We start from the raw sequence: 19932 nt of genomic DNA on the forward strand, positions 1-19932 counted from the left end.
AACTCTAAAATAATTCTAACTCAAATTTAGTTGTAAATAGTTTAATATTTTTTGGTGCTGATCTGTGCAATGCTTGGGATCTGCGAGTAAACTCCAGCGCATTCTCTACTTTTGGTTCTCAAAGTGTCTTTTTTACACAACACCCATCCCGCTTGTTTTGCCTTGTTAGATGATGCGCACGCCGAAAACGGCCTCGCCAGTTCGCGTTTGTATACCGGTTTAGTCCAAGTCTTGCATTGTGATGCTGAGAATGTCACTAATACGATTCAAGCCGCCTGGCAAGATTTATGGCAACGCACCCAACAAGCTTTGCAGTCGGGCATGCATGCAGTGGCTTTGCTCAGTTATGAAACCGGCGCACGCTTGCAGGCGATCGATGAGTGGAGCGAGGCAGAAAACCCTGATCAGCGCACGAACCAGAACACCGTATCGCGCGTCCTGTTATTTACCCGCTGCGATTTGCTGAATCGTGAACAAGTGGCGATTTGGCTCGCAGATGCGGAGAGAAAAAATCAGACTAGTGTCAATCTGCCTGCCGATTCAGACAAGCTTACGGCCAGCATTGCAGGCATACGTGCCAGCGTAGACGAGGCCGCATTTACACGAGCGATCTCGCAAATACGCGCCTATATCGCTGCGGGCGACACCTATCAGGTTAATTACACTTATCGCCTGCATTTTGATGTGTTGGGGTCGCCGTTGACGCTCTACCGGCGTTTGCGCCAGCGCCAGCCGGTGCCGTATGGCGCACTGATTTGTCTGCCGGATGGCGAGGCAATTTTGTCGCTGTCACCGGAATTATTCGTGCGTCATCAGGCAGGTGAATTATTTGCTCGACCAATGAAGGGTACAGCCGCAGCTACCGGCGATGCAGTGACTGACGCTAGGCTGGCGCAAGAACTGGCGGCTGATCCAAAAAATCGGGCAGAAAATCTGATGATCGTGGATTTGCTCCGCAATGATCTGGGGCGGATTGCGGTGCCGGGATCAGTCAAAGTCCCTGCCTTGTTTGAGGTCAATCGCTTCTCCAGCGTATTACAAATGACATCGAGTATTACCGCAACCCTACAGCCTGAGTTGAGTCTGGCAGCGATCTTGTCTGCGTTGTTTCCTTGTGGCTCTATCACCGGCGCACCCAAACATCGCACCATGCAAATCGTGCGTGAAGTAGAGACAGAGCCGCGTGGTTTATATACTGGCGCAATCGGCTGGTTTGATCCGCCAGAAACCAGCAATAGCGCCAACGTCAGCGCAGTCCGAGAAGTCGGCGATTTTTGTTTGTCCGTACCGATCCGTACCTTGATTTTGCAAGCGCCGGAGCTGGAAAAAGAAGCTGATGTGCGACAGGGCGTGATGGGTGTCGGTGCCGGGATTGTGCATGACAGCGTGGCCGCGGAAGAGTTTGCCGAATGCCAGCTCAAAGCAAAATTCTTAACCGAACTTCGTCCTGAATTTGCCTTGTTTGAAACCATGCATGCTAGCCGTGAACACGGTTGTCGACATCTCCCACGCCACTTACAGCGTCTGCGCAACTCTGCTCAGTATCTGGGGTTTGCTTATGATGAAGAAAAGATTGTCCAGGTAATCCCTGGCTTCCAGGCCGATTTGCCTCCAGAAGCCGCATTCCGCCTGCGTCTTACTTTACAGAGTGATGGCACGATCAACCTCCAAAGCGCGCCTTTGCTTGCATTCGCCGACGCTTCTAAGCCAGTCAAATTAGTATTGGCAACACAGCATACGCAAAGTGGCGACGTATTCTTACGCCATAAAACTACGCAGCGTCAGCAATACGATCAAGCCTGGCAAGCTGCCGAACAGCAAGGCGCATTTGATGCTTTGTTTTGCAACCAGCATGGCTACCTGACTGAAGGGGGGCGCAGTAATTTATTTGTACAGATCGATGGCAAGTGGTTTACGCCGCCATTGAGCGACGGCGTATTACCCGGTGTGATGCGTGCAGTAATGTTAGAAGATCCGCAATGGCAAGCCAGCGAAAAGCAATTACGTCTGGATGACTTACGCCATGCAGATCAGGTGATGGTTTGTAATTCTTTGCGCGGCGCAATGCTTGCAGAAGTGATCTGGTGATGAGTTATTTAGCGCACTGCCGATAACAAATCCTCATTCAACCAAGTCTGCAACCATCCTGCAATTTGCATCGTACTGTCTGGATTTTTTTCGGCGGCGGTTTCACAAACCTCTGCAAAACTTTGACCTTCGTTTAGCCCGGTTAAAGCCGTATATTCTGCTGCGCTAATGGATCGAAAATGCGCTTGCAAATCTTTACGCCAGATCAGCCAGACAGTACCTTCTTCTGAATACACTGGATCAGGTGGGCTTTGCTGCTGAACCTTTTGCTGAGCTTGTTCCCCTAGCGCCATCCACAGCGCAACGCTATTCCAACGGGCGTGTAAAAAATGTTGCGATGCCTGGCACACAAAGCCAATTTGCGCCCAATCTTCCGGTGCTACTGTAGCCATGTCGGACAGCCTTAATACGGGCTGATCTTCCGCATCAAACGCTAGACTCAACAGCCACTCAAACTCGGCCAGCTCTGCTGCGATAGGGTAATCCGATAAATAATTTTTTAAAAACGTAGGAAATTTTGCGCCGTACCAACGTAAATTACGCGATAGCGACGGGTGTGTCTGGCAATACGCATGACAAGCTTGATGAAATAAGTCATCCCCAATATAGCGATGGGTTTTATCGAACGCGTCTGACAAAGCCTCACGTAAGCGAAGGCGATAAGCATCGTAATAAATCGCCAGCCGCGCATCGGTAGCAAAATCAGACCGGCCAGATGGATGGCCAATATGTTGACTGAAAGCAGTATCAGCTTGCGGTCCCAAAATAAAATCCTGGAATTCTTGCTGCAATTCCAGCAAAGGAAGCTTGCCTGCCGTTTCTAATTCCAATCCCATCCCAAATGTTGTTGATGCTTGCGTACTCATACCAACAACCCCGCGGATCGCATTTGCAGCTCTCTTGTTACTGCTTGTTCTGTCTTCACACGTTGGGCGATGCGTCGTGCAATAGCTAGCTCTTCCACCAGCTCCGTTAATGGAGGGATATTGTCATCGCGCTCTATCATGCTGGCGACCTGTCCAAATCGACGCAATGCGTGCGCATATAAATCCCATACCGGATCAGCGACAGGATGATCGTGGGTATCCACAATGTAGTTACCGTGATTATGATGACCGGCAAGATGGATTTGCTGCACCCGTCCTTGTGGAATCCCGTTCAGATAGTCCAATGCATCAAAGCCATGATTGACGCTGCTGACGTAAATATTATTCACGTCCAATAGCATCAGGCAATCTGCTTCAGTGACAATCGCATTTAAAAATTCCCACTCGCTCATCGCATCGCTAGCAAACGTGAGGTAGCTAGAGACATTTTCGATAATTAAGGGGCGTTCTAATATGTCTTGTACGCGACGGATATTTTGCACCACCAGCGCGACAGTTTCTTCGGTATACGGCAAGGGCAGCAAGTCGTGCATATTTTTACCATGCACACCAGTCCAGCATAGATGATCCGACACCCATAGCGGTTGTACCCGCTGGATGAGTTTTTTCAGGTCGCGCAAATACGCTTCATCAGCGCCTTGCGCGGAGCCTATCGACATCGACACGCCGTGCATCACCATCGGGTAATCACGTCGTATTGCATCCAACATGGCGAGCGGTTTTCCGCCTGGCACCATATAGTTTTCGGACAGAATTTCAAACCAGTCTATCGCTTGTGAGTAGCTATTCGGCGTCGCCAAAATCTCATTGTAGTGATCGGTGCGTAAGCCCAGTCCAAAACCTGGCGATGCAATTATTGTCGTCATGGCATACATCTTTTAAAGATATAAAGTGCGCCGTCGCATGATTGGCCAATGTGACCAACAACAAACTACAGCGCACTCGGGATATTACTTTTGATCGATGACTTTACCGCCTTTGGCTTTGCAATCAGCAGAGCTTGTTGCAATAAAGCCGTGACCTTTGCAGGAATTTTGGCCTTTGCAAGCGTTCTCTGCAGTTTTGCAATCGCTAGTGCCTTTGCAGCTATTGATGCCTGAACAATGCACCATGTCACCAGCACTTGCTGTAGTAGAGGCAGCGAATGTCGCGCCAGAGAAAGCCATAGCAGCAGCGGCAGCAGCGATCAGGGCACCAGTTTGGATAGCTTGTTTCATGTTGTTCTCCGATATAAAAAAATTGAATTAAAAATAGAAATGAATAAAAGTGTCAGCTTTGGTTCGACTACAAAGTCCATCTCAGAGTTTTGCGTTTTGTTCTCTGCCTGAACTTATGCATCTGTCGTGGGTATCACCGAATTACTTACACGTGAATTCAAATATTTTTAAATTTTTTTCTTGGAGCGAAATGAGGGATGGTTAGACGGCTGAACGAGATGTGAATATCGATCGCCATTTTCGTCCTGCAGGATAGTGAACGATATCCTATTGGAGGTCTTGTAATTGGTGGTCTTGTAGTAAGGCACTTCATATATACTCCTACCGAGTGGGTAAGCGCAATGCCCAGAAAATTTCACGCGAAATGGTCGCACGAAAATGTGGGTAGTGTCCGAAACAGTTTTACTTACTTGCGGACGCCATCAATCCATGAATACAAAAACGACCGGTTGCGGGCTTGATTGAATGAAGTTATCTAATTCTTTGTTTTGAATGAAAAGCCAAAGCTACTGGACTCAGCGGCTGGACTCTCTTGATGCTTCAACTTAACTTCACTTTATTACTGTGACAGAACTTCTAACAATAATACTGCTTGTCTTTCGAACGGTTTAACTGTTTTCTGGAGCTACTTCCAATAAAGCGGATAATAGAATTTCCCAATTGAAATATGTCTTTAGGATAACTAATCATGCTTGATAACATTAAGATCAAAACCCTGATCACTGCAGCTTTAGGCATACTGATCGCGATGCTGCTAGTTGTCGGCGCGGCCGGGATATATTCCACGAAGCACACGTCGACGCTTTTGCAAGACACATCACTGCGGAACGTAAAAGTCGTTGCGATGATCGAAAAAATCCGTTTCAAGATGGAGATAAATCGTAGTCAGATCCTGCAGGCATTACAGCACAATCCGGCGACTGAATGGGCCAAATTGCACGATCATCCGCTAACCGTGCATTACAAAATTATCGACGACACGACTGCGGAAATAAATGCCCTGTGGAGCAGTTACCTACACGACATCACAGATCTTAACGAGAAGGCCTTGGCTGATACTTGGTTCGAGAAAAGCGGAAAACTCGGTACTGTAAACATTGCGGCTGCTAACGCTGCAATGCAGCAGGAGAAGTGGGACGAGGCAGAGCTAATCTTGATCAAATCCATTAATCCAGTCCTCCGGACTTCAGACGTCGATCTGCGCACACTCACCGACCTTTTAGCCAAGCGCGTCGCTAGCGACCGTGTGACTGTAGCCGCCGATATCAGCAGTACCAGCTATCTGATGTTTGGCGTGTTGATCGTTTCGGTGCTGATCGGTGCCGCAACGATATTCTTGCTGATTCGCGGCATTACATCACCGCTGCGTCAGGCAATTGGGATCGCCGAGCGGGTCGCGCAAGGAGATTTGACTGCACAAATCAGCAGCCGTTCACGTAACGAGTTTGGGCTCCTGATTAATGCGCTAGGCTCCATGAACACTAATCTTTTAGGGATCGTTACCGACGTACGCGCCGCGACCTTCACCATTGACCAAGCCGCTGACCGGATCGCCACTGGAAACGCCGACCTCTCGCTTCGTACCGCACAACAGGCTAGCTCGCTCGAGAAAACCGCATCTTCTATGGAAGAGCTCACTGCAACGGTTAAGCAAAATAGCGACAACGCAATGCAAGCGGATCAGCTAGCCTTGTCGGCCGCCCAAGTCGCCAGCAAAGGTGGAGTGGTGGTGTCGCAAGTGGTGGAGACAATGGGGTCAATTAATGCTTCGGCACGAAAAATTGTCGACATCATTTCGGTCATCGACGGGATTGCCTTTCAAACGAATATTCTTGCTCTGAATGCGGCGGTCGAAGCAGCCCGAGCGGGCGAGCAGGGTCGCGGATTTGCTGTCGTGGCGTCAGAAGTACGTAACCTTGCCCAGCGCTCAGCCAGCGCCGCCAAGGAGATCAAACATCTGATCGACGATTCGGTTAACAAAGTCGATCATGGGACTAAGTTGGTCGACCAGGCTGGCGCTACGATGAAAGAAATTGTTGACAGCGTTCAGCGGGTGACCAAGATCATGAGCGAAATTACACATGCTGGGCAGGAGCAAAGCGAGGGAATTGATCACGTCAATCAAGCCGTCAGCGATATGGACGGGGCAACCCAACAAAATGCCGCGTTAGTAGAGCAATCCGCTGCCGGCGCTCGGCTACTTGACGAGCAGGCTAAAGCGTTAATTGATTTGGTCAGTGTTTTCAAACTGCGCGAACATAGTTAGACAAACTTCATTCAATCAAGCCCGAAAACGGTCGTTTTTGCACTCGCAGATTCGTGGCGTTCGAAAATAAGCAAAACTGTTCGGGATACTGTCAATATTTTCGCGCCCCTTATCGGGCGAATTTTTCTTTGCTTTGGGCTTAGAACCCCTAGTAGATGTATGTTGAGCGCTCTTATTTTAATTAGAGTATCTGGTATATTTTTAAGAAATAATGGAAGAGGGTACTGATTTTATTCAGTTTTGGAGGTATCTGTTCCTAATCTGTCTAAGAAATAAAACGTAAGTTAAAAGCCCGTTCGACAAACCAGATCGTAGCGATCAGTATGATGATTGCAGAACCGAATTGAACAATCCCGCGCCGGTACAGCCAGTGCTTGCGCAATATAAATGCCAGCGGTAAGAACACGGCGACGATACTTAACTGACCAATCTCCACGCCAAAATTAAAGCCAACCAAGGCCAGGATCAGCGCTGCTTTTGGTAAGCCAAGGTCGGCCAGGACGCTGGCAAATCCAAAGCCGTGGATGAGTCCAAAACTAAAAGCAACCATCCAGCGTCGCCCTTGGAATAGCGGGAATAAATTATTCAGTGCTGCCAAAATTACCGACAAGGCAATCGCCGACTCTACTAGGCGTGATGGCAGCGAGAGAATATTTAATGCTGCCAAGGTCAGCGTAATCGAGTGCGCGAGAGTAAACGCTGTCACAATTTTTAAAACATCGATTAAAGCCGCTCTGAAGTTAGTAGCAGTCTCCCACTTGCGCCCATTTAAGACAAGAACAGCTGGCAACAATAAGGACAACAGGAACAGAATATGGTCGAAGCCGATCCAGATATGCCAGACGCCGTGTTTCACATAGTCGGTAAATTGTTGCAGCTTGCTGACTTCTGCCAAGGTGAATGTCTGGCTGGCATTATCAGGACTAAAGATTGCCGTCGCTGTTGCGCCGTCTTTGTTGACCAACCGTAGCAAGCCCTTATGCTGTGGATCAATATCAAAAAACAATTGATATTGAACGGCGATTTTTTCAGCAGTGCAGGGACTGTCAAACATCAGCACGGTATACGCGCCATCGCTATGCTGGTCAATCAATTGCTGTCTGGCTGTGAGCGGGCAGAGTTTATTTTCTTTGTCACCAGCTTCGCTAATTGTTAGCCTTGATAAGGCATAGGCAGCGATGTCAGCATGTTTGCTACGTACTTCATCCCATGTCAGTTCACCGTTGCCGTCGGTATCTAAACCAATCGCAAAATCCAGATCGCGTAAAGCAATATCCCATTGGCCGTGGATGCCAGTTTGGTCGGCTTGCAGTATCAGATAGCTATCGCTGGGTTTGTGGGCGTAGGCGGAAGTGCAGAGCAGGCTGAGGAGTACGGTCGCTGCACTGATTAAAAAGCCTAGCCCTGAAAAACGTTTCGACGTTGATTCAAAAATAGTCTTCATAGCCTTGCTCCCAATTTAGCCAGCAAGGGCTTTAGTGCGACGTCTTCTAATTTATTTTGCTTCAGCCACTCTAGTGCCGGTTGTGCTGCAATCGCGGCTGCTTTGGTGTCGGGTAATGCGGCAGCGGCTTCCAGATAAATCCGTAAATCGGCGGCTTCTTTTTGGATGGCCCAATTCAGTTGCGCTAGTTTTAAGGCAGTCTCAGGGTGATTTTTTAACTGCAACTCATATCGGGATTGTTCCCGCTGATGCACTGTGTCTCCCCGTAAAATCGCAGCATCAAAACGCTGATCCAGTAGTCTGATTTGATCTCCAGCCTCTGGCGATTGTTGGGTTTGCAATGCGAGTGCGTAGCGCAGCAAAAGTGCATCGACTTTTGTTTTACTTTTCAGCAGCGGCAAGATTTCTGCGGCTCGTTTTTGGTCTAGCAAGAAATCTGCATAAGACCCTAATAAATAGCTGTCGGGTTTATCCAGCGCCATGGCTTTCTGAAACCAGGCATCAGCTGCTTTGGCGTCGCCTAGCCTAGCTGACATTTCTGCCAGCAAGGTCGCGACCCAAATTTTGATACCAACATCTGCATCGGAATTTTTTTTATACGCTGCACTTAGTGTGGCGTAACTGGTTGCCGCTTCACCATTCAGGCTGCTGACGTTGCTCAGGCAAGTGAGCGTAATCAGTTCTGGCGCTAGAGGATACAGCCGCATGCAACTGGCTTTGGCTTGTGCAAATTGTCCTTGGACTTGCAAGACCGTAGCGCGTGTCAGCCAGGCTTGTGCGTTGTCTCTATCTTGCTTGAGCACGTTATTGAGATCAGTCAGCGCAGCCGGGAATTGGTGAGTACTTTGCAGTATCGTCGCACGTAACACTAATACTGATACCGGTGGTTGCGCTAATGTCCACCAAGGTTTTAAGGTCGCTTGCGCGTAGCCTAAATAACGTGGATCACCATCAGCGCGCGCAGCATTGATATAAGCCTGCGCTAGGTCGCCAGCGATCGAGGCGTCATCGGGTTTATCGGTTAATAATTTACGCAGGCGTGCAAATTCGCGCTGCGCCGGATCACTACGCATTGGTAGTTGCTCCAATACTTTGTTGCCATCAGTGGGAATATACGGCGTTGCTTGTGCGCTGAGGGCGATCAAACTGAAGATACTGAGCACTGAAAAAATAAGGCGAGGCAGGCGCATGGCAATGAAGTAGAGAAGAATAAAAATCAAAAAGCACAGAACGATAAAACTAACCACTTACTGTAACGCACGACCAGACCCAGATAATTAAGATGAGATGAATTTAGACATGAGAAGACTATAAGACGAGGCTGAATTTTTTAAAAAAAAATCCAATAAAATATGTACGGAGCACTATAAGTTTGGGCTTAACTTTATTCGAGTTAAGCCCAATTTTTTTACGCAGAACGAGTTTAGCTAGTTGTTACTGGTTCAGAGTTTTCCGGTGCCGTGACAGTGACAGAATCAATTGCTTGCGGTTCTGAAGTGTCTGCGCTGGTACCAACTAAATTCAGTACAAACTGGGTAAAAGTATCAATCAATGTTACTGGTGGAGGTGATGTGCCTGTATCACCTCCATTGTTGTTACTGGAGCTTGAGCCGCCACAAGCTGTGAGTGTGGCCGTCAACGCAATGGCAGCGATCCACAAACCATGTTTTGCTTTCATGATTTTTTCCTTGAAATTAATGTTGTAATCTGACTATAACTAGATATACATAGGTCAAACTAAGACGAACGATTTTAATGCTTGAGTGAACCAGCAATTGGCGTCTTCAAGTACGGGAAGGAATTGTCAAAGAAAGAGCTGTCCAGATAAGCGCCATCTGTGAAGTCGATACTGCCTGCTGGTGCGTCAGTTGGCACACAACCGATGTTTAGTATGCACAGACGACCCATCACTACACGTAGAGCAATATCAACAACGTCATCACCCGGGCGACGACCGTTAGGGAAGCCAGCGCTATCGCCACCGATCACACCCAAGCGATTTTGGGTCGCGCTTACCGGTGTTGTCGTATTTAAACGCAGCATCTCAGACGCAACTACGTTAGCTGGCTGATTGACACCTTTAATACCTGTTAAAAATGCTGCAACCAAGTCATTACGTGGGAAATTAGTAGGTGCTTTTACGCCAGCGCTACCATACAAGACTTCAACCAACGCAGGCAAGGTAGGGTTAGTCACATAGGTCAAGAATTGACCATCACCACTTGGTTTGCTGTGGTTGAACTGATCTTTATCTTTCAGACCGATTACTACTTCATTGACCAAGGGCATTCCCAAGCGGGATACCTGGGTCCAGGCTCCGCCCTCTTTAGATGGGGTGCTGCTATTTGGTGTTGGATTAATTACGCGACCTTGGCGCAAACTAGCAGTGGTCCAGCCGCCGATGACGGGCTCAGTGCCGCTAGTCAAACAGGCAGTCGGTACTTCCATTTCGATCGAGGTAACGTTCTTATTTGCCAGATCGTCGTGACCTGCTTTTTCTGCATTCGCATTAAATGCAGTGGCAGGGTACTGGATATTGATCAAGTCAAATGTTTCGCCGAGGTTGACCACAAACGGATCTTTACGTTGACCGACGAACACTCTGCCTGGTGTAGCGCAGCCTGGAATATTGATGTTGAAAACGTGTTGTGCTGCATAACTAGCGTAATTAGGAATCGATTTATTACCGATGTTATCGATGGGCTTGTCAAAGCTGGCGGCGCCACCGTTTGAGTTAACTACAGCCTGGCGTGTACCCGTGCGACGATCACCCGTCACCATTGTAATGGTGTAGGTTTCACGCACATTCAGGCCAGCTGGATTGACACCGTCAATCGCGCCACCATTGATCACCAATGGGATAGACACTTTTTTGCCGCCGACCGTAAACTGGGCATCTTTATTCGTATTCGTAAAGCGGAATTGAAAGGTCAAATGTTCTTTACCATCACCGACGTTATCGATATGGATTTCATACAACGCATCTGGATCCATAGAGAAATAATTTGGACCACCATAGGCATCTTGTAAAGGTGCGTAGTTTGCAATCAGCGTGGTGAATGCACCGCGATTGGCTTCATAGCTACGGAACATATAAAAATCGGTGCCATCGACTTTGGGGTGGCGCGTAATAAAAGGCGCTTCTCTATGACTAGATGCTTGCGCTGGCAAAGTAGCAATGCTACTTAAGCTTCCTGCTGCGATAACGGATAGCAGAACTTTGTTTAACGCTTTATTGCTTAGTTTTGATGATATTTGTCTCATGACCAACTCCTGAAGTTGAGGGAAAGCGGCTACCGCTGCACTAAAAAATGTAGCGGGCAATGGTGATACGCCAACAACACTGCTTTAGATTCAAAATTCTAAAAAATAAGATATCGGAGTTATGTAAATCGAACTTAACCCTGGCGACCTTGGAGAAAAAAAGGTTTAGTAAGTTCGCCAGCATCTCTTATTAAAGTGATTTTTCATAACGCCCAAGTAGCGCGATCAGGCTAGCTACTCCCCTTACTTTTTGAAAAAAATGAATTAAGCGGATTGAGAATGCAGGAGTCGAACAATCGGATCTGTGCGGAATGCAACATAGGAGCTCGTTCGGTAACTGCCACACCTGTTCATTGATGTGCGGTGTATCGGTTCAGACGCGGTTCATTTTGTGGTTGGGCAATTGTTAAACTGTGTTAACTTTCCAATCATGAAAATTAGTTATGCCATATCGCTTAAATTACGCACAGTTACTCTGTAACACAGAACCAGCGCCTGAGTTCGTCGTTTGTATTAAAATTAAAAAATAGCAAAATTAACAATATTGCTATTCATTAGTAACAGCGGATAAAAATAGATAAATGGATATTGCTTTGTTTTGTAATTTTATTTTGTTATATTTAACTCAATATAAAAATAAAGCTAAGATTCCTTTGTCGGCACAACAAGTCGATAAAAAAAGCAAAATGAGCCTGGGAAGGTGTATTTAAAATTTTTTGCTACCCACAACTTTTTCTAATTAGGGTGGTCGTAAGATACTCTTCATACCTTCTAGTTTTAAGTTCTCCAACACCTCTCAAAGCATTTCAGATCATCCCATTTAATATGATTTTTATGATTGATAGATGAGAGCGAAATGGCAGTCATTCCATTTAGATTATTACCAGAGCCTTACTGTTGTAAAAACTATTCTGCAAGTTCTATTAGCCGCAAAACAGAGTTTGAACAGAAATACTTTAATCATCGCAGGGGACGAAAATGAATTTCAAAAATCTAAAAATTGGTCAAAGACTAGCCATCAGTTTTGGCGCAGTTATTGTACTGATGCTTGTATTAGCGGCGTTGTCCTATACACGTGTAAACGCTTTGCTTGCAGATATTGATTTGGTCAACAAAGATCGTTATCCAAAGACAGTGTTGGTTCATACAATTAAAGACGAGTTGAATGAGACCGCTCGTAATATGCGCAATATTTTGTTGATGACTGACGCTGAGGCAATAAAAAAAGAATATGCCAATATCGATGAGAGCAGTACCATTATCGCGGACTCTCTTTCCAAATTAGAGAAGGTAATTACATCAGAAAAAGGACGAGAAAATCTCAAGGTAGTATTAGAAGTCAGAACCAAATTTATCTCCTCGAGATCGGCGTTTCTTGTTCTGACAAAAGATGGTAAAAAAGAAGAGGCAACAGCATTCTTATATAACGATGTCCGCCCTGTTCAGTTGGCTTATTTTGTTGCACTTGATAATGTCTTGGCATTTCAAAACCAATTGATGGAGGCTTCTGGTAAAGAGGCAGAAGTAAGTGCGTCTGAGACTCGTATGCTTATTTTAGCCTTGTCAATCATCGCCGCGATTGTTAGTGTTTTGTTGGGTATATATGCGACGCAGAGTATTACCCGACCTTTAGGTGATGCAGTAGCGGTTGCTCGTAAAGTAGCAGACGGCGATTTGACTAGCATCATCGTAGTAAATTCGAAAGATGAAACAGGACAGTTATTGCAGGCCCTACAGGACATGAATGGCAGCTTACAAAACATTGTTGGCCAAGTGCGATCTGGAACAGAGACCATTGCTACTGCTTCCAGTCAAATTGCTATCGGCAATCTGGACTTATCCTCTCGTACTGAGCAACAGGCCAGTTCATTAGAAGAAACTGCTTCGTCGATGGAAGAATTAACTTCTACAGTCAAACAAAACGGTGACAATGCACGCCAGGCAAACCAGCTTGCAGTTTCGGCTTCTGGTGTTGCGGTGAGGGGAGGTAAGGTCGTTTCTCAAGTAGTAGATACCATGGGCTCGATTAATGAGTCGTCGAGGAAAATCGTTGAAATCATCAGCGTAATTGACAGCATCGCATTTCAAACTAATATTCTAGCGCTGAACGCCGCGGTAGAGGCCGCACGCGCAGGTGAACAAGGACGCGGTTTTGCAGTTGTCGCGGCAGAAGTACGTAACCTTGCGCAACGTTCTGCTAGTGCCGCTAAAGAAATTAAATCATTGATTGATGATTCTGTTGAAAAGGTCGAGACTGGTAGTAAGCTGGTAGCACAAGCAGGCGATACCATGGGAGAAATTGTTGCTAGCGTCAAGCGTGTTACTGACATCATGGGCGAGATAACTTCTGCCGGACATGAACAAGAGGATGGTATAGAGCAAATTAATCAGGCGATTTCTGAGATGGATACTGTGACACAACAAAATGCTGCTTTAGTTGAAGAGGCTGCGGCTGCTGCCGCATCATTGCAAGAGCAGGCTTCCAATTTGGCACAGGTCGTGAGCGTGTTTACCCTGAATCGAATGCAAGCAGGTATATCAGCGGCAAAGTCTAGGCAGCAGGGGCAAGTTGTTATACAAGCGTTTTCCAGACCAATACGTCCCCAGACTAACTTGACCAGAATTAGCGCTAATAACGTGAGTAATAAAAATATAAGTGATAAAAAAATAGCTAAACACTCATCAAATAAAGCTGATGAGTGGGAGCAGTTTTAATTATTCATTTGACGTACTAATAAACTGAATACTCATCGACAAAATAAAACGCCACCAAATTTGTGCGATAAGCGTTGGCGGCGTTGACTATAGATAGGCGAATAAGTCCGACAGTATCACCCATCCGTCAGGGTGGTAAGGTATTGTGAATCTTACTTAGGCAGAGATCCTTCAACGCCTTCGACTAACCAGTTAATACCCAACAGCTCACCCATAGGCAATTCTGCGTTCGCAGCCACCTTGACTTTGCCGGTATTATCTTTTGACGGACCGCCAAATGGCAGTAACTTACCATCCATAATCGCCTGTTTTTTCTCGTTAAATAGCTTGGCAACGTCTGCTGGTACTGAGGCATTTAAGGGCGAAAGAACGACGAGATTTTCTTTGATACCCCAAAAGGTTTGCTCAGGTTTCCAAGTGCCAGCCAGCTCGCGTTTGACTTCTTGACTGTAATACACGCCCCAATTTTCTGTGTTCGCAGTTAGTTGGGCTTTAGGGCCATATTTCGCCATATCGGTATCCCAACCAAAAGCGTGCACGCCTTTTTCTTCTGCAACCTAGACCACTGCCGGAGAGTCCGTATTTTGCGCCAGCATATCGGCGCCCTGTGCTAGCAGAGTCTCAGCAGCATGACGCTTTTTGCACACAAGGTAAAAGCATCATATTACGCACGACTTCCAGCACCTAGAATGTGCTCACAAAGCTCAGAGTTTCAACGATCGCAGCTTTAGGTAATTCTTGAGGCAGAGTGATTACGACAAGGACACAACCCTCGTCTTTGATTTTCAGAAATTGGATTGGGTTATGTTGAGAATGCATCATATAAAAGTGGTTATATGTGCGTAAGAAAACATATGAATTGCAGCGCAAACAATATGTAGGCGCGGGACCAGTTCGTTTTGTATTTTGTTAATTGTTAAAGTGTGTCAAATGCTAAATCATGAGAAATAAATGTGCGATATTGACTTACGGAAACTCAATTATCACGGGCACTAAATTCTCTAGTCACACGTGTAACTTATTCGTTATGGAAAATCGTCTCGGCTTCTTTGCAGTTACCAACCGTACTAAAGTACTGTCGCCGATACGCTTTGCCGGAGCAGTTTTGCGTAAGGCTTTTAACTGCTTAGAGCATGACGTTTTCCATCAACGATGACCTAGGTTAAGTCTTGCTTGCAGACCCAAATATTGAGTGCATATCAGTGAGTACAGAAAGTCGTTGAACTCCGTAGTGCTATTTTATGAATTTTAAAATGAGAAGCTGCGGTACTTTCGCAAAAAATAAAGCTGGGTACATCAGGGATGAAGACGATAGCGAGATCTCGAGCCAAAAAAGGCCAACAAGGGAACATTGCAACGCTGTCAAATTTAGATTGAAGAAATAGACCGAATCAGTCACGTAACGAAGGAACCAACATGATCAATTTATTTTTGTCAAAATCTGCTCGCAAGCTCAATGCTTTACTACAATCGCAGGCCTCAATCGAGTTTGATTTATCCGGTTATGTGGTCAGCGCTAATCAACAATTCTTAAGCTTGATGGAGTACACCCTTGCAGAAATAAAAGGCAAGCATCACAGTATGTTTGTCGACCCAGCGTATGCGAGTAGCCTTGAATATAAAATTTTTTGGTCTCTCTTGAGGGATGGGCAGTCCCAAATCGCGGAATTCAAACGTGTTACCAAGAGCGGAAAAACGGTGTGGATGCAGGCAAGTTACAGCGCCGTATTAGATCGTTTTGGCAAACCCTTCCGAGTATTGAAGCTTGCTCAAAATACGACTGAGCGAAAACATCGGGACTCAAATTATGAGGGACAAATTAACGCCATCGCGAATTCGCAGGCGGTTATAGAATTTGATATGGAGGGAAATATCTTATATGCCAACGACAAATTCTTAAATGCATTAGGGTATAGATCTGACGAAGTACAAGGCAAACATCATCGAATTTTTGTCGATAAGGCGGAAAGTAAAAGCGCGACCTACCAGCGATTTTGGGACAATTTGCGAGAAGGCCATTATCAGGCTGCTGAATTTAGGCGAGTTCACAAATCTGGCCGCGATGTTTGGATACAAGCAAGTTACAACCCGATTTTAGATTTGTTAGGTAAGCCGTTTAAAGTAGTGAAGTTTGCTACTGATGTTACCCGCGAGGTAGAGCAGCGTAAGACCTTTGAATTATTATCCCTCGTCGCAAATGGGACTGATAATTCAGTTGTTATTACAGACCCTGATGGTTGGTGTGAATATGTGAACTCGGGATTTACCAAATTGACAGGGTATCAATCGGAAGAGATATTAGGCAAAAAACCAGGGAAATTACTTCAGGGACCACACACCGATCAAGCGACTATTAGTCGTATCCGTGCCAAGTTGCATGCAAAAGAAGCTTTCTACGAACAAATCTTAAATTACACCAAAAATGGTGATCCCTATTGGATATCCCTATCCATCAATCCGGTCTTCGATAAGAATGGCAATGTAAAGAAATTTGTGTCGGTGCAAGCGAACATTACAGAATCTAAGATGAAGGCTCAAGAAGATGTAACTCGTCTAATGGCTATTCGTTCCTCAACTGCAACGGCGGACTGGTCTGCCAAAGGCGAGCCCGTCGATGCCAGTCCTATTTTATTGGGAATACTTGGGCACGATAATCTAAGTTCTGCCAGCAAGACTCTCAGCATTATTTACAGAGATGTCATGTTAGGAGAAACTCTTGCCAAATTAAAACAAGGAGAAGGAGTAGATCGAGAGATCAAGGTGACCGGTGCCGATGGCAGCTTGATCTGGCTTCAATGTACGTTCAACCCCATATTTAATGTAGAAAAAACGCTCTCAAAACTCACCATGTATGCCAGCGACATTACTAGTCAACGTAATACGATGGATCGTATACGCACAGTTGTGGCAACGATTAATGACTTGGCGATGCAGACCAACTTACTATCGTTAAATGCAGCAATCGAAGCTGCCCGAGCAGGAGATGGTGGACGAGGTTTTGCGGTGGTCGCATCAGAAGTCAGGAAGCTAGCCCATCGGTCCGCTGAGTCTGCCAGTGAAATTTCTCAAATGTTGCACAACTAGTCGTTGTGTAGATATCACAATAACTTAACTGAGTGAAAAATAAGGGCTGATAAAGTTCGTCTGATTATAAAAAATAATCTCTTTATGCTGATGATGTGACGCAAACGACACAGCGTGTGTATCGTCTAGTATGCCTCGTTTTTTTACTTAGCAACTTGTGCTAAAAATTCATTTTTCTTCCTTTAGGGTCTATGTGTTACTCATAGGTTAAATCAAAAGCCACCGAATCTATTCAATAAGAGTTGGCGGCGTTGACTGTAATAAGCAGGCGACCGTGTAACAGCATCGCCTTTCTGTCCGGGAGTTAAGTATTGGCGCTTTACTTTGGCAGAGATCCTTCAACGCCTTCGACTAACCAGTTAATACCTAACAGCTCACCCATAGGCAATTCTGCGTTCGCAGCCACTTTGACTTTGCCAGTGTTGTCTTTTAACGGACCACCAAATGGCAGCAATTTACCATCGACAATGGCCTGTTTTTTCTCGTTAAACAGTTTTGCAACATCCGCAGGGACTGATGCATTTAATGGGGAAAGAACGACGAGATTTTCTTTAATGCCCCAAAAGGTTTGCTCAGGTTTCCAAGTGCCAGCCAGCTCGCGTTTGACTTCCTGACTGTAATACACGCCCCAATTTTCTTTGTTCGCAGTTAGTTGGGCTTTAGGGCCATATTTCGCCATATCGGTATCCCAACCAAAAGCGTGCACGCCTTTTTCTTCTGCAACCTGGACCACTGCCGGAGAGTCCGTATTTTGCGCCAGCATATCGGCACCCTGTGCTACCAGAGTCTCAGCAGCTTGACGTTCTTTGCCTGGGTCGTACCAAGTGTTGACCCAGACGACTTTGGTCTTGATTTTAGGATTGACGCTTTTTGCACCCAAGGTAAAAGCATCAATATTACGCACGACTTCCGGTACCGGGAATGAACCCACAAAGCCCAGTGTGTTGGACTTAGTCATCTTGCCCGCGATAATGCCGAGCAAGTAAGCGCCTTCATAAAACCTAGTTTGGTAAGTCCCTAAATTGGCTGCTGTTTTATACCCTGTAGCATGGACAAAATGGACTTTAGGAAATAATTTCGCAACCTTGACTGTTGGATCCATGTAGCCGAATGAGGTCGTGAAAATCAGCTTGTTGCCATCGACGGCTAATTGGCGGATGACGCGTTCTGCATCGGCGGTTTCTGGTACGTTTTCAACAAACGTCGTTTTGATTTTTGCACCAAATTCTTTTTCAATTGCTAGGCGACCTTGATCATGCTGGAATGTCCAGCCACCGTCGCCGACGGGGCCCAGATACACAAAGGCGACTTTGAGTGGTTCGGCAGCAAAGGCTGCAGAGCCTGACATCAAGCTGCTTGCCATAGCGATGGCGGTTACTACGGTACGGATACGGTACATTGATAACTCCTTGTCTTGAATAAATCCCTGATAGCAACGGGGACGACTGGTAAGTACAGACAAACACAATAAGATAAAACGTGTAATAAATACGACTAAAAAAAATCAAGCGTGAAGTCTCAAACTTCTTGCGGGATGAAGCTCGCGCAACTAGTTTGAAACTGTCGCTCTCTCAACTTTGTCCGTTTAAAAATGATATTCAACTCTTGCCATCGGTGTTTTTGCCAATGAGCCGGGGACTTGCGATGGATTGCCGAACTTGTTGCGCCAGTATTGATATTCAAAACCAGCTCGTAACGTATTTTTGCCGATTCCAAGCGCAGTGCCAACGTCATACATGATCATCGCATCAATATTCGTCTCTGGGGAGGTTGGGCCACCATATTCATTTTTTCCTTTGGAGGCGATGTAATTCATATAGCCTTCAAATGCGAATCCGCTTGTGCTGATAGGAATACCCCATGCAGCACTCAGCATAGGATGGAGATCATAGGTGTAGCGGCTAGTGACACCAATAGGAAAGTTGCTCTCTTGCAGTAACAACAGACTGACGTCTAAAAATCCAGGCACATCCACCATCAGTGTTGGGCCGACAACGAGCATGCGCTTTTTGGAGGCATATCCAGTGTCATTCTTCGTGTTCCAATCAAAGCCTGCGGTAATGCCAACACCGCGCACCGGACCGAAGGCTAGGCTCTTACCAGTCACTTTGCCTAGATCTAAAGTGTTCCGGTAGACCACATATGCTTCTTGCGCATTGCTGTCTTTACTATCAGACTGCAACAGATCGATATTGAAATAATTCGAGCCGTATTTGTACCCACTGACATGAGTCAGATTGAATATATGTTTTGAAATGTCTTCTGGGTTGTATGGCTCTGCAAATTTGGAGCCGTAACGATAGCCGATTGAGGTGTCGCTCCAGTCGGCCGCATTGGCCTGACTGACTGTGGCGCTTGCTAGCAGCAATGTGATTGCAGAAGCGAGTTTCTTGCTGATTGAGGATTTTAAGGGTGTTGCCAACATAATGCTCTCCATAAGGATTTACGATTAAATTTGAATCTGTTTCCGCCTAATTATTTTTTGAAACTGGGATGGAACTGGACTGCAGGTAAGAATCGAAAAATCTTTCACTATTCGGTGTTTTATGGACAGTTATAGTTTTAGTTGTCAACAATAATGGATTTGTATGTTGACGATTTCCAATCTCTTTGTCAGCAAAAAATGTGCCACTCTCCTTTTGATTTTTCTCACCAATGAGGAGCAGATTTACTTCGTTTCATTGAATCGAGCGCATTAAATTAGGCCTTAAACGACGATAAATGTGCATTTCTAGTGCGTTTTTAATGGAAAATCGGAAGATTGACAACAGATTGTCTGATCAATACTATTGTTGTGCGCGACTTAACTCATATGATTGATAGGCATGTTATTTTCATCATTGATGGGATGGCGAAAGGAAAATATAACAGCTTTAACCACATTCTAAGTAAACATTGTTATCAATAAAGTGAAATATTGTCGACAATTTGCATCATCTGATTGTATGCTCAGCATGTCGATACAGA

Annotated in this window: 13 protein-coding genes and 1 pseudogene; 4 read left to right on the forward strand and 10 right to left on the reverse strand. The window is 45.8% G+C overall.

Annotated elements, in window-relative coordinates:
- Positions 1–123: 123 nt before the first annotated feature.
- Positions 124–2088, forward strand: coding sequence for a bifunctional anthranilate synthase component I family protein/class IV aminotransferase (locus tag RGU72_RS17200; RefSeq protein ID WP_322120902.1), 1965 nt, complete (start codon positions 124–126; stop codon positions 2086–2088).
- A gap of 8 nt (positions 2089–2096) precedes the next feature.
- Here the strand turns inward: RGU72_RS17200 and RGU72_RS17205 are convergent, their stop codons facing one another.
- The 3 genes from RGU72_RS17205 to RGU72_RS17215 form a co-directional block, all read right to left on the reverse strand.
- Positions 2097–2954, reverse strand: a complete 858-nt coding sequence (locus RGU72_RS17205; RefSeq protein ID WP_322120903.1) for a DNA-binding domain-containing protein — start codon at positions 2952–2954, stop codon at positions 2097–2099.
- Positions 2951–3841 (reverse strand): DUF692 domain-containing protein, encoded by an 891-nt coding sequence (locus RGU72_RS17210; RefSeq protein ID WP_322120904.1) that lies wholly within the window; start codon positions 3839–3841, stop codon positions 2951–2953. The genes RGU72_RS17205 and RGU72_RS17210 overlap by 4 nt, the downstream gene beginning before the upstream one ends.
- 84 nt (positions 3842–3925) lie before the next feature.
- On the reverse strand, positions 3926–4192 hold the full coding sequence (locus RGU72_RS17215) for a hypothetical protein (RefSeq protein WP_322120905.1): 267 nt from the start codon (positions 4190–4192) through the stop codon (positions 3926–3928).
- Positions 4193–4880: 688 nt separating this feature from the next.
- Between RGU72_RS17215 and RGU72_RS17220 the strand changes: the two genes are divergently transcribed.
- Positions 4881–6458, forward strand: a complete 1578-nt coding sequence (locus RGU72_RS17220) for a methyl-accepting chemotaxis protein (protein ID WP_322120906.1) — start codon at positions 4881–4883, stop codon at positions 6456–6458.
- Between the two features lie 265 nt (positions 6459–6723).
- Here the strand turns inward: RGU72_RS17220 and RGU72_RS17225 are convergent, their stop codons facing one another.
- The 4 genes from RGU72_RS17225 to RGU72_RS17240 form a co-directional block, all read right to left on the reverse strand.
- Positions 6724–7902: a HupE/UreJ family protein gene (locus RGU72_RS17225; RefSeq protein ID WP_322120907.1), complete on the reverse strand. Its 1179-nt coding sequence runs from the start codon at positions 7900–7902 to the stop codon at positions 6724–6726.
- Positions 7899–9092 carry a hypothetical protein gene (locus tag RGU72_RS17230; RefSeq protein WP_322120908.1) on the reverse strand — a complete coding sequence of 398 codons (1194 nt, stop codon included), beginning with the start codon at positions 9090–9092 and terminating at the stop codon, positions 7899–7901. Before RGU72_RS17230 ends, RGU72_RS17225 begins: the two co-directional genes overlap by 4 nt.
- 233 nt (positions 9093–9325) lie before the next feature.
- Complete coding sequence (locus RGU72_RS17235) at positions 9326–9580, reverse strand: hypothetical protein (protein WP_322120909.1); 255 nt, start codon at positions 9578–9580, stop codon at positions 9326–9328.
- A gap of 74 nt (positions 9581–9654) precedes the next feature.
- Positions 9655–11166, reverse strand: coding sequence for a DUF4331 domain-containing protein (locus RGU72_RS17240; RefSeq protein WP_322120910.1), 1512 nt, complete (start codon positions 11164–11166; stop codon positions 9655–9657).
- A gap of 978 nt (positions 11167–12144) precedes the next feature.
- On the opposite strand from RGU72_RS17240, the gene RGU72_RS17245 reads away from it, so the two are divergent.
- The gene (locus RGU72_RS17245; RefSeq protein ID WP_322120911.1) at positions 12145–13881 is read left to right on the forward strand and encodes a methyl-accepting chemotaxis protein; all 1737 of its coding nucleotides are present in this window, start codon (positions 12145–12147) and stop codon (positions 13879–13881) included.
- A gap of 152 nt (positions 13882–14033) precedes the next feature.
- On the opposite strand, the pseudogene RGU72_RS17250 reads toward RGU72_RS17245, so the two are convergent.
- Positions 14034–14423, reverse strand: a pseudogene (locus RGU72_RS17250) (BMP family ABC transporter substrate-binding protein); the annotation flags it as partial.
- A gap of 874 nt (positions 14424–15297) precedes the next feature.
- Between RGU72_RS17250 and RGU72_RS17255 the strand changes: the two are divergent.
- A complete protein-coding gene (locus RGU72_RS17255; protein WP_322120912.1) occupies positions 15298–16965 on the forward strand; it encodes a PAS domain-containing methyl-accepting chemotaxis protein in 1668 nt (555 codons plus the stop codon).
- A 319-nt stretch (positions 16966–17284) separates the two neighbouring features.
- On the opposite strand, the gene RGU72_RS17260 is transcribed toward RGU72_RS17255, so the two are convergent.
- Both RGU72_RS17260 and RGU72_RS17265 read right to left on the reverse strand, forming a co-directional pair.
- Positions 17285–18364: a BMP family ABC transporter substrate-binding protein gene (locus RGU72_RS17260; RefSeq protein WP_416200136.1), complete on the reverse strand. Its 1080-nt coding sequence runs from the start codon at positions 18362–18364 to the stop codon at positions 17285–17287.
- A 186-nt stretch (positions 18365–18550) separates the two neighbouring features.
- On the reverse strand, positions 18551–19390 hold the full coding sequence (locus RGU72_RS17265; RefSeq protein ID WP_322120913.1) for an outer envelope protein: 840 nt from the start codon (positions 19388–19390) through the stop codon (positions 18551–18553).
- Between the last annotated feature and the right edge of the window lie 542 nt (positions 19391–19932).

The sequence above is a fragment of the Undibacterium sp. 5I1 genome (assembly GCF_034314085.1).
GTDB lineage: Bacteria > Pseudomonadota > Gammaproteobacteria > Burkholderiales > Burkholderiaceae_D > Undibacterium.

What these genes read in the sequence shown, in the direction of transcription:
- RGU72_RS17205 (WP_322120903.1), bottom strand. Translation starts at nt 2,954, where the DNA reads ATGAGTACGCAAGCATCAACAACATTTGGGATGGGATTGGAATTAGAA.
- RGU72_RS17210 (WP_322120904.1), bottom strand. Translation starts at nt 3,841, where the DNA reads ATGACGACAATAATTGCATCGCCAGGTTTTGGACTGGGCTTACGCACC.
- RGU72_RS17215 (WP_322120905.1), bottom strand. Translation starts at nt 4,192, where the DNA reads ATGAAACAAGCTATCCAAACTGGTGCCCTGATCGCTGCTGCCGCTGCT.
- RGU72_RS17220 (WP_322120906.1), top strand. Translation starts at nt 4,881, where the DNA reads ATGCTTGATAACATTAAGATCAAAACCCTGATCACTGCAGCTTTAGGC.
- RGU72_RS17225 (WP_322120907.1), bottom strand. Translation starts at nt 7,902, where the DNA reads ATGAAGACTATTTTTGAATCAACGTCGAAACGTTTTTCAGGGCTAGGC.
- RGU72_RS17230 (WP_322120908.1), bottom strand. Translation starts at nt 9,092, where the DNA reads ATGCGCCTGCCTCGCCTTATTTTTTCAGTGCTCAGTATCTTCAGTTTG.
- RGU72_RS17235 (WP_322120909.1), bottom strand. Translation starts at nt 9,580, where the DNA reads ATGAAAGCAAAACATGGTTTGTGGATCGCTGCCATTGCGTTGACGGCC.
- RGU72_RS17240 (WP_322120910.1), bottom strand. Translation starts at nt 11,166, where the DNA reads ATGAGACAAATATCATCAAAACTAAGCAATAAAGCGTTAAACAAAGTT.
- RGU72_RS17245 (WP_322120911.1), top strand. Translation starts at nt 12,145, where the DNA reads ATGAATTTCAAAAATCTAAAAATTGGTCAAAGACTAGCCATCAGTTTT.
- RGU72_RS17255 (WP_322120912.1), top strand. Translation starts at nt 15,298, where the DNA reads ATGATCAATTTATTTTTGTCAAAATCTGCTCGCAAGCTCAATGCTTTA.
- RGU72_RS17260 (WP_416200136.1), bottom strand. Translation starts at nt 18,364, where the DNA reads ATGTACCGTATCCGTACCGTAGTAACCGCCATCGCTATGGCAAGCAGC.
- RGU72_RS17265 (WP_322120913.1), bottom strand. Translation starts at nt 19,390, where the DNA reads ATGTTGGCAACACCCTTAAAATCCTCAATCAGCAAGAAACTCGCTTCT.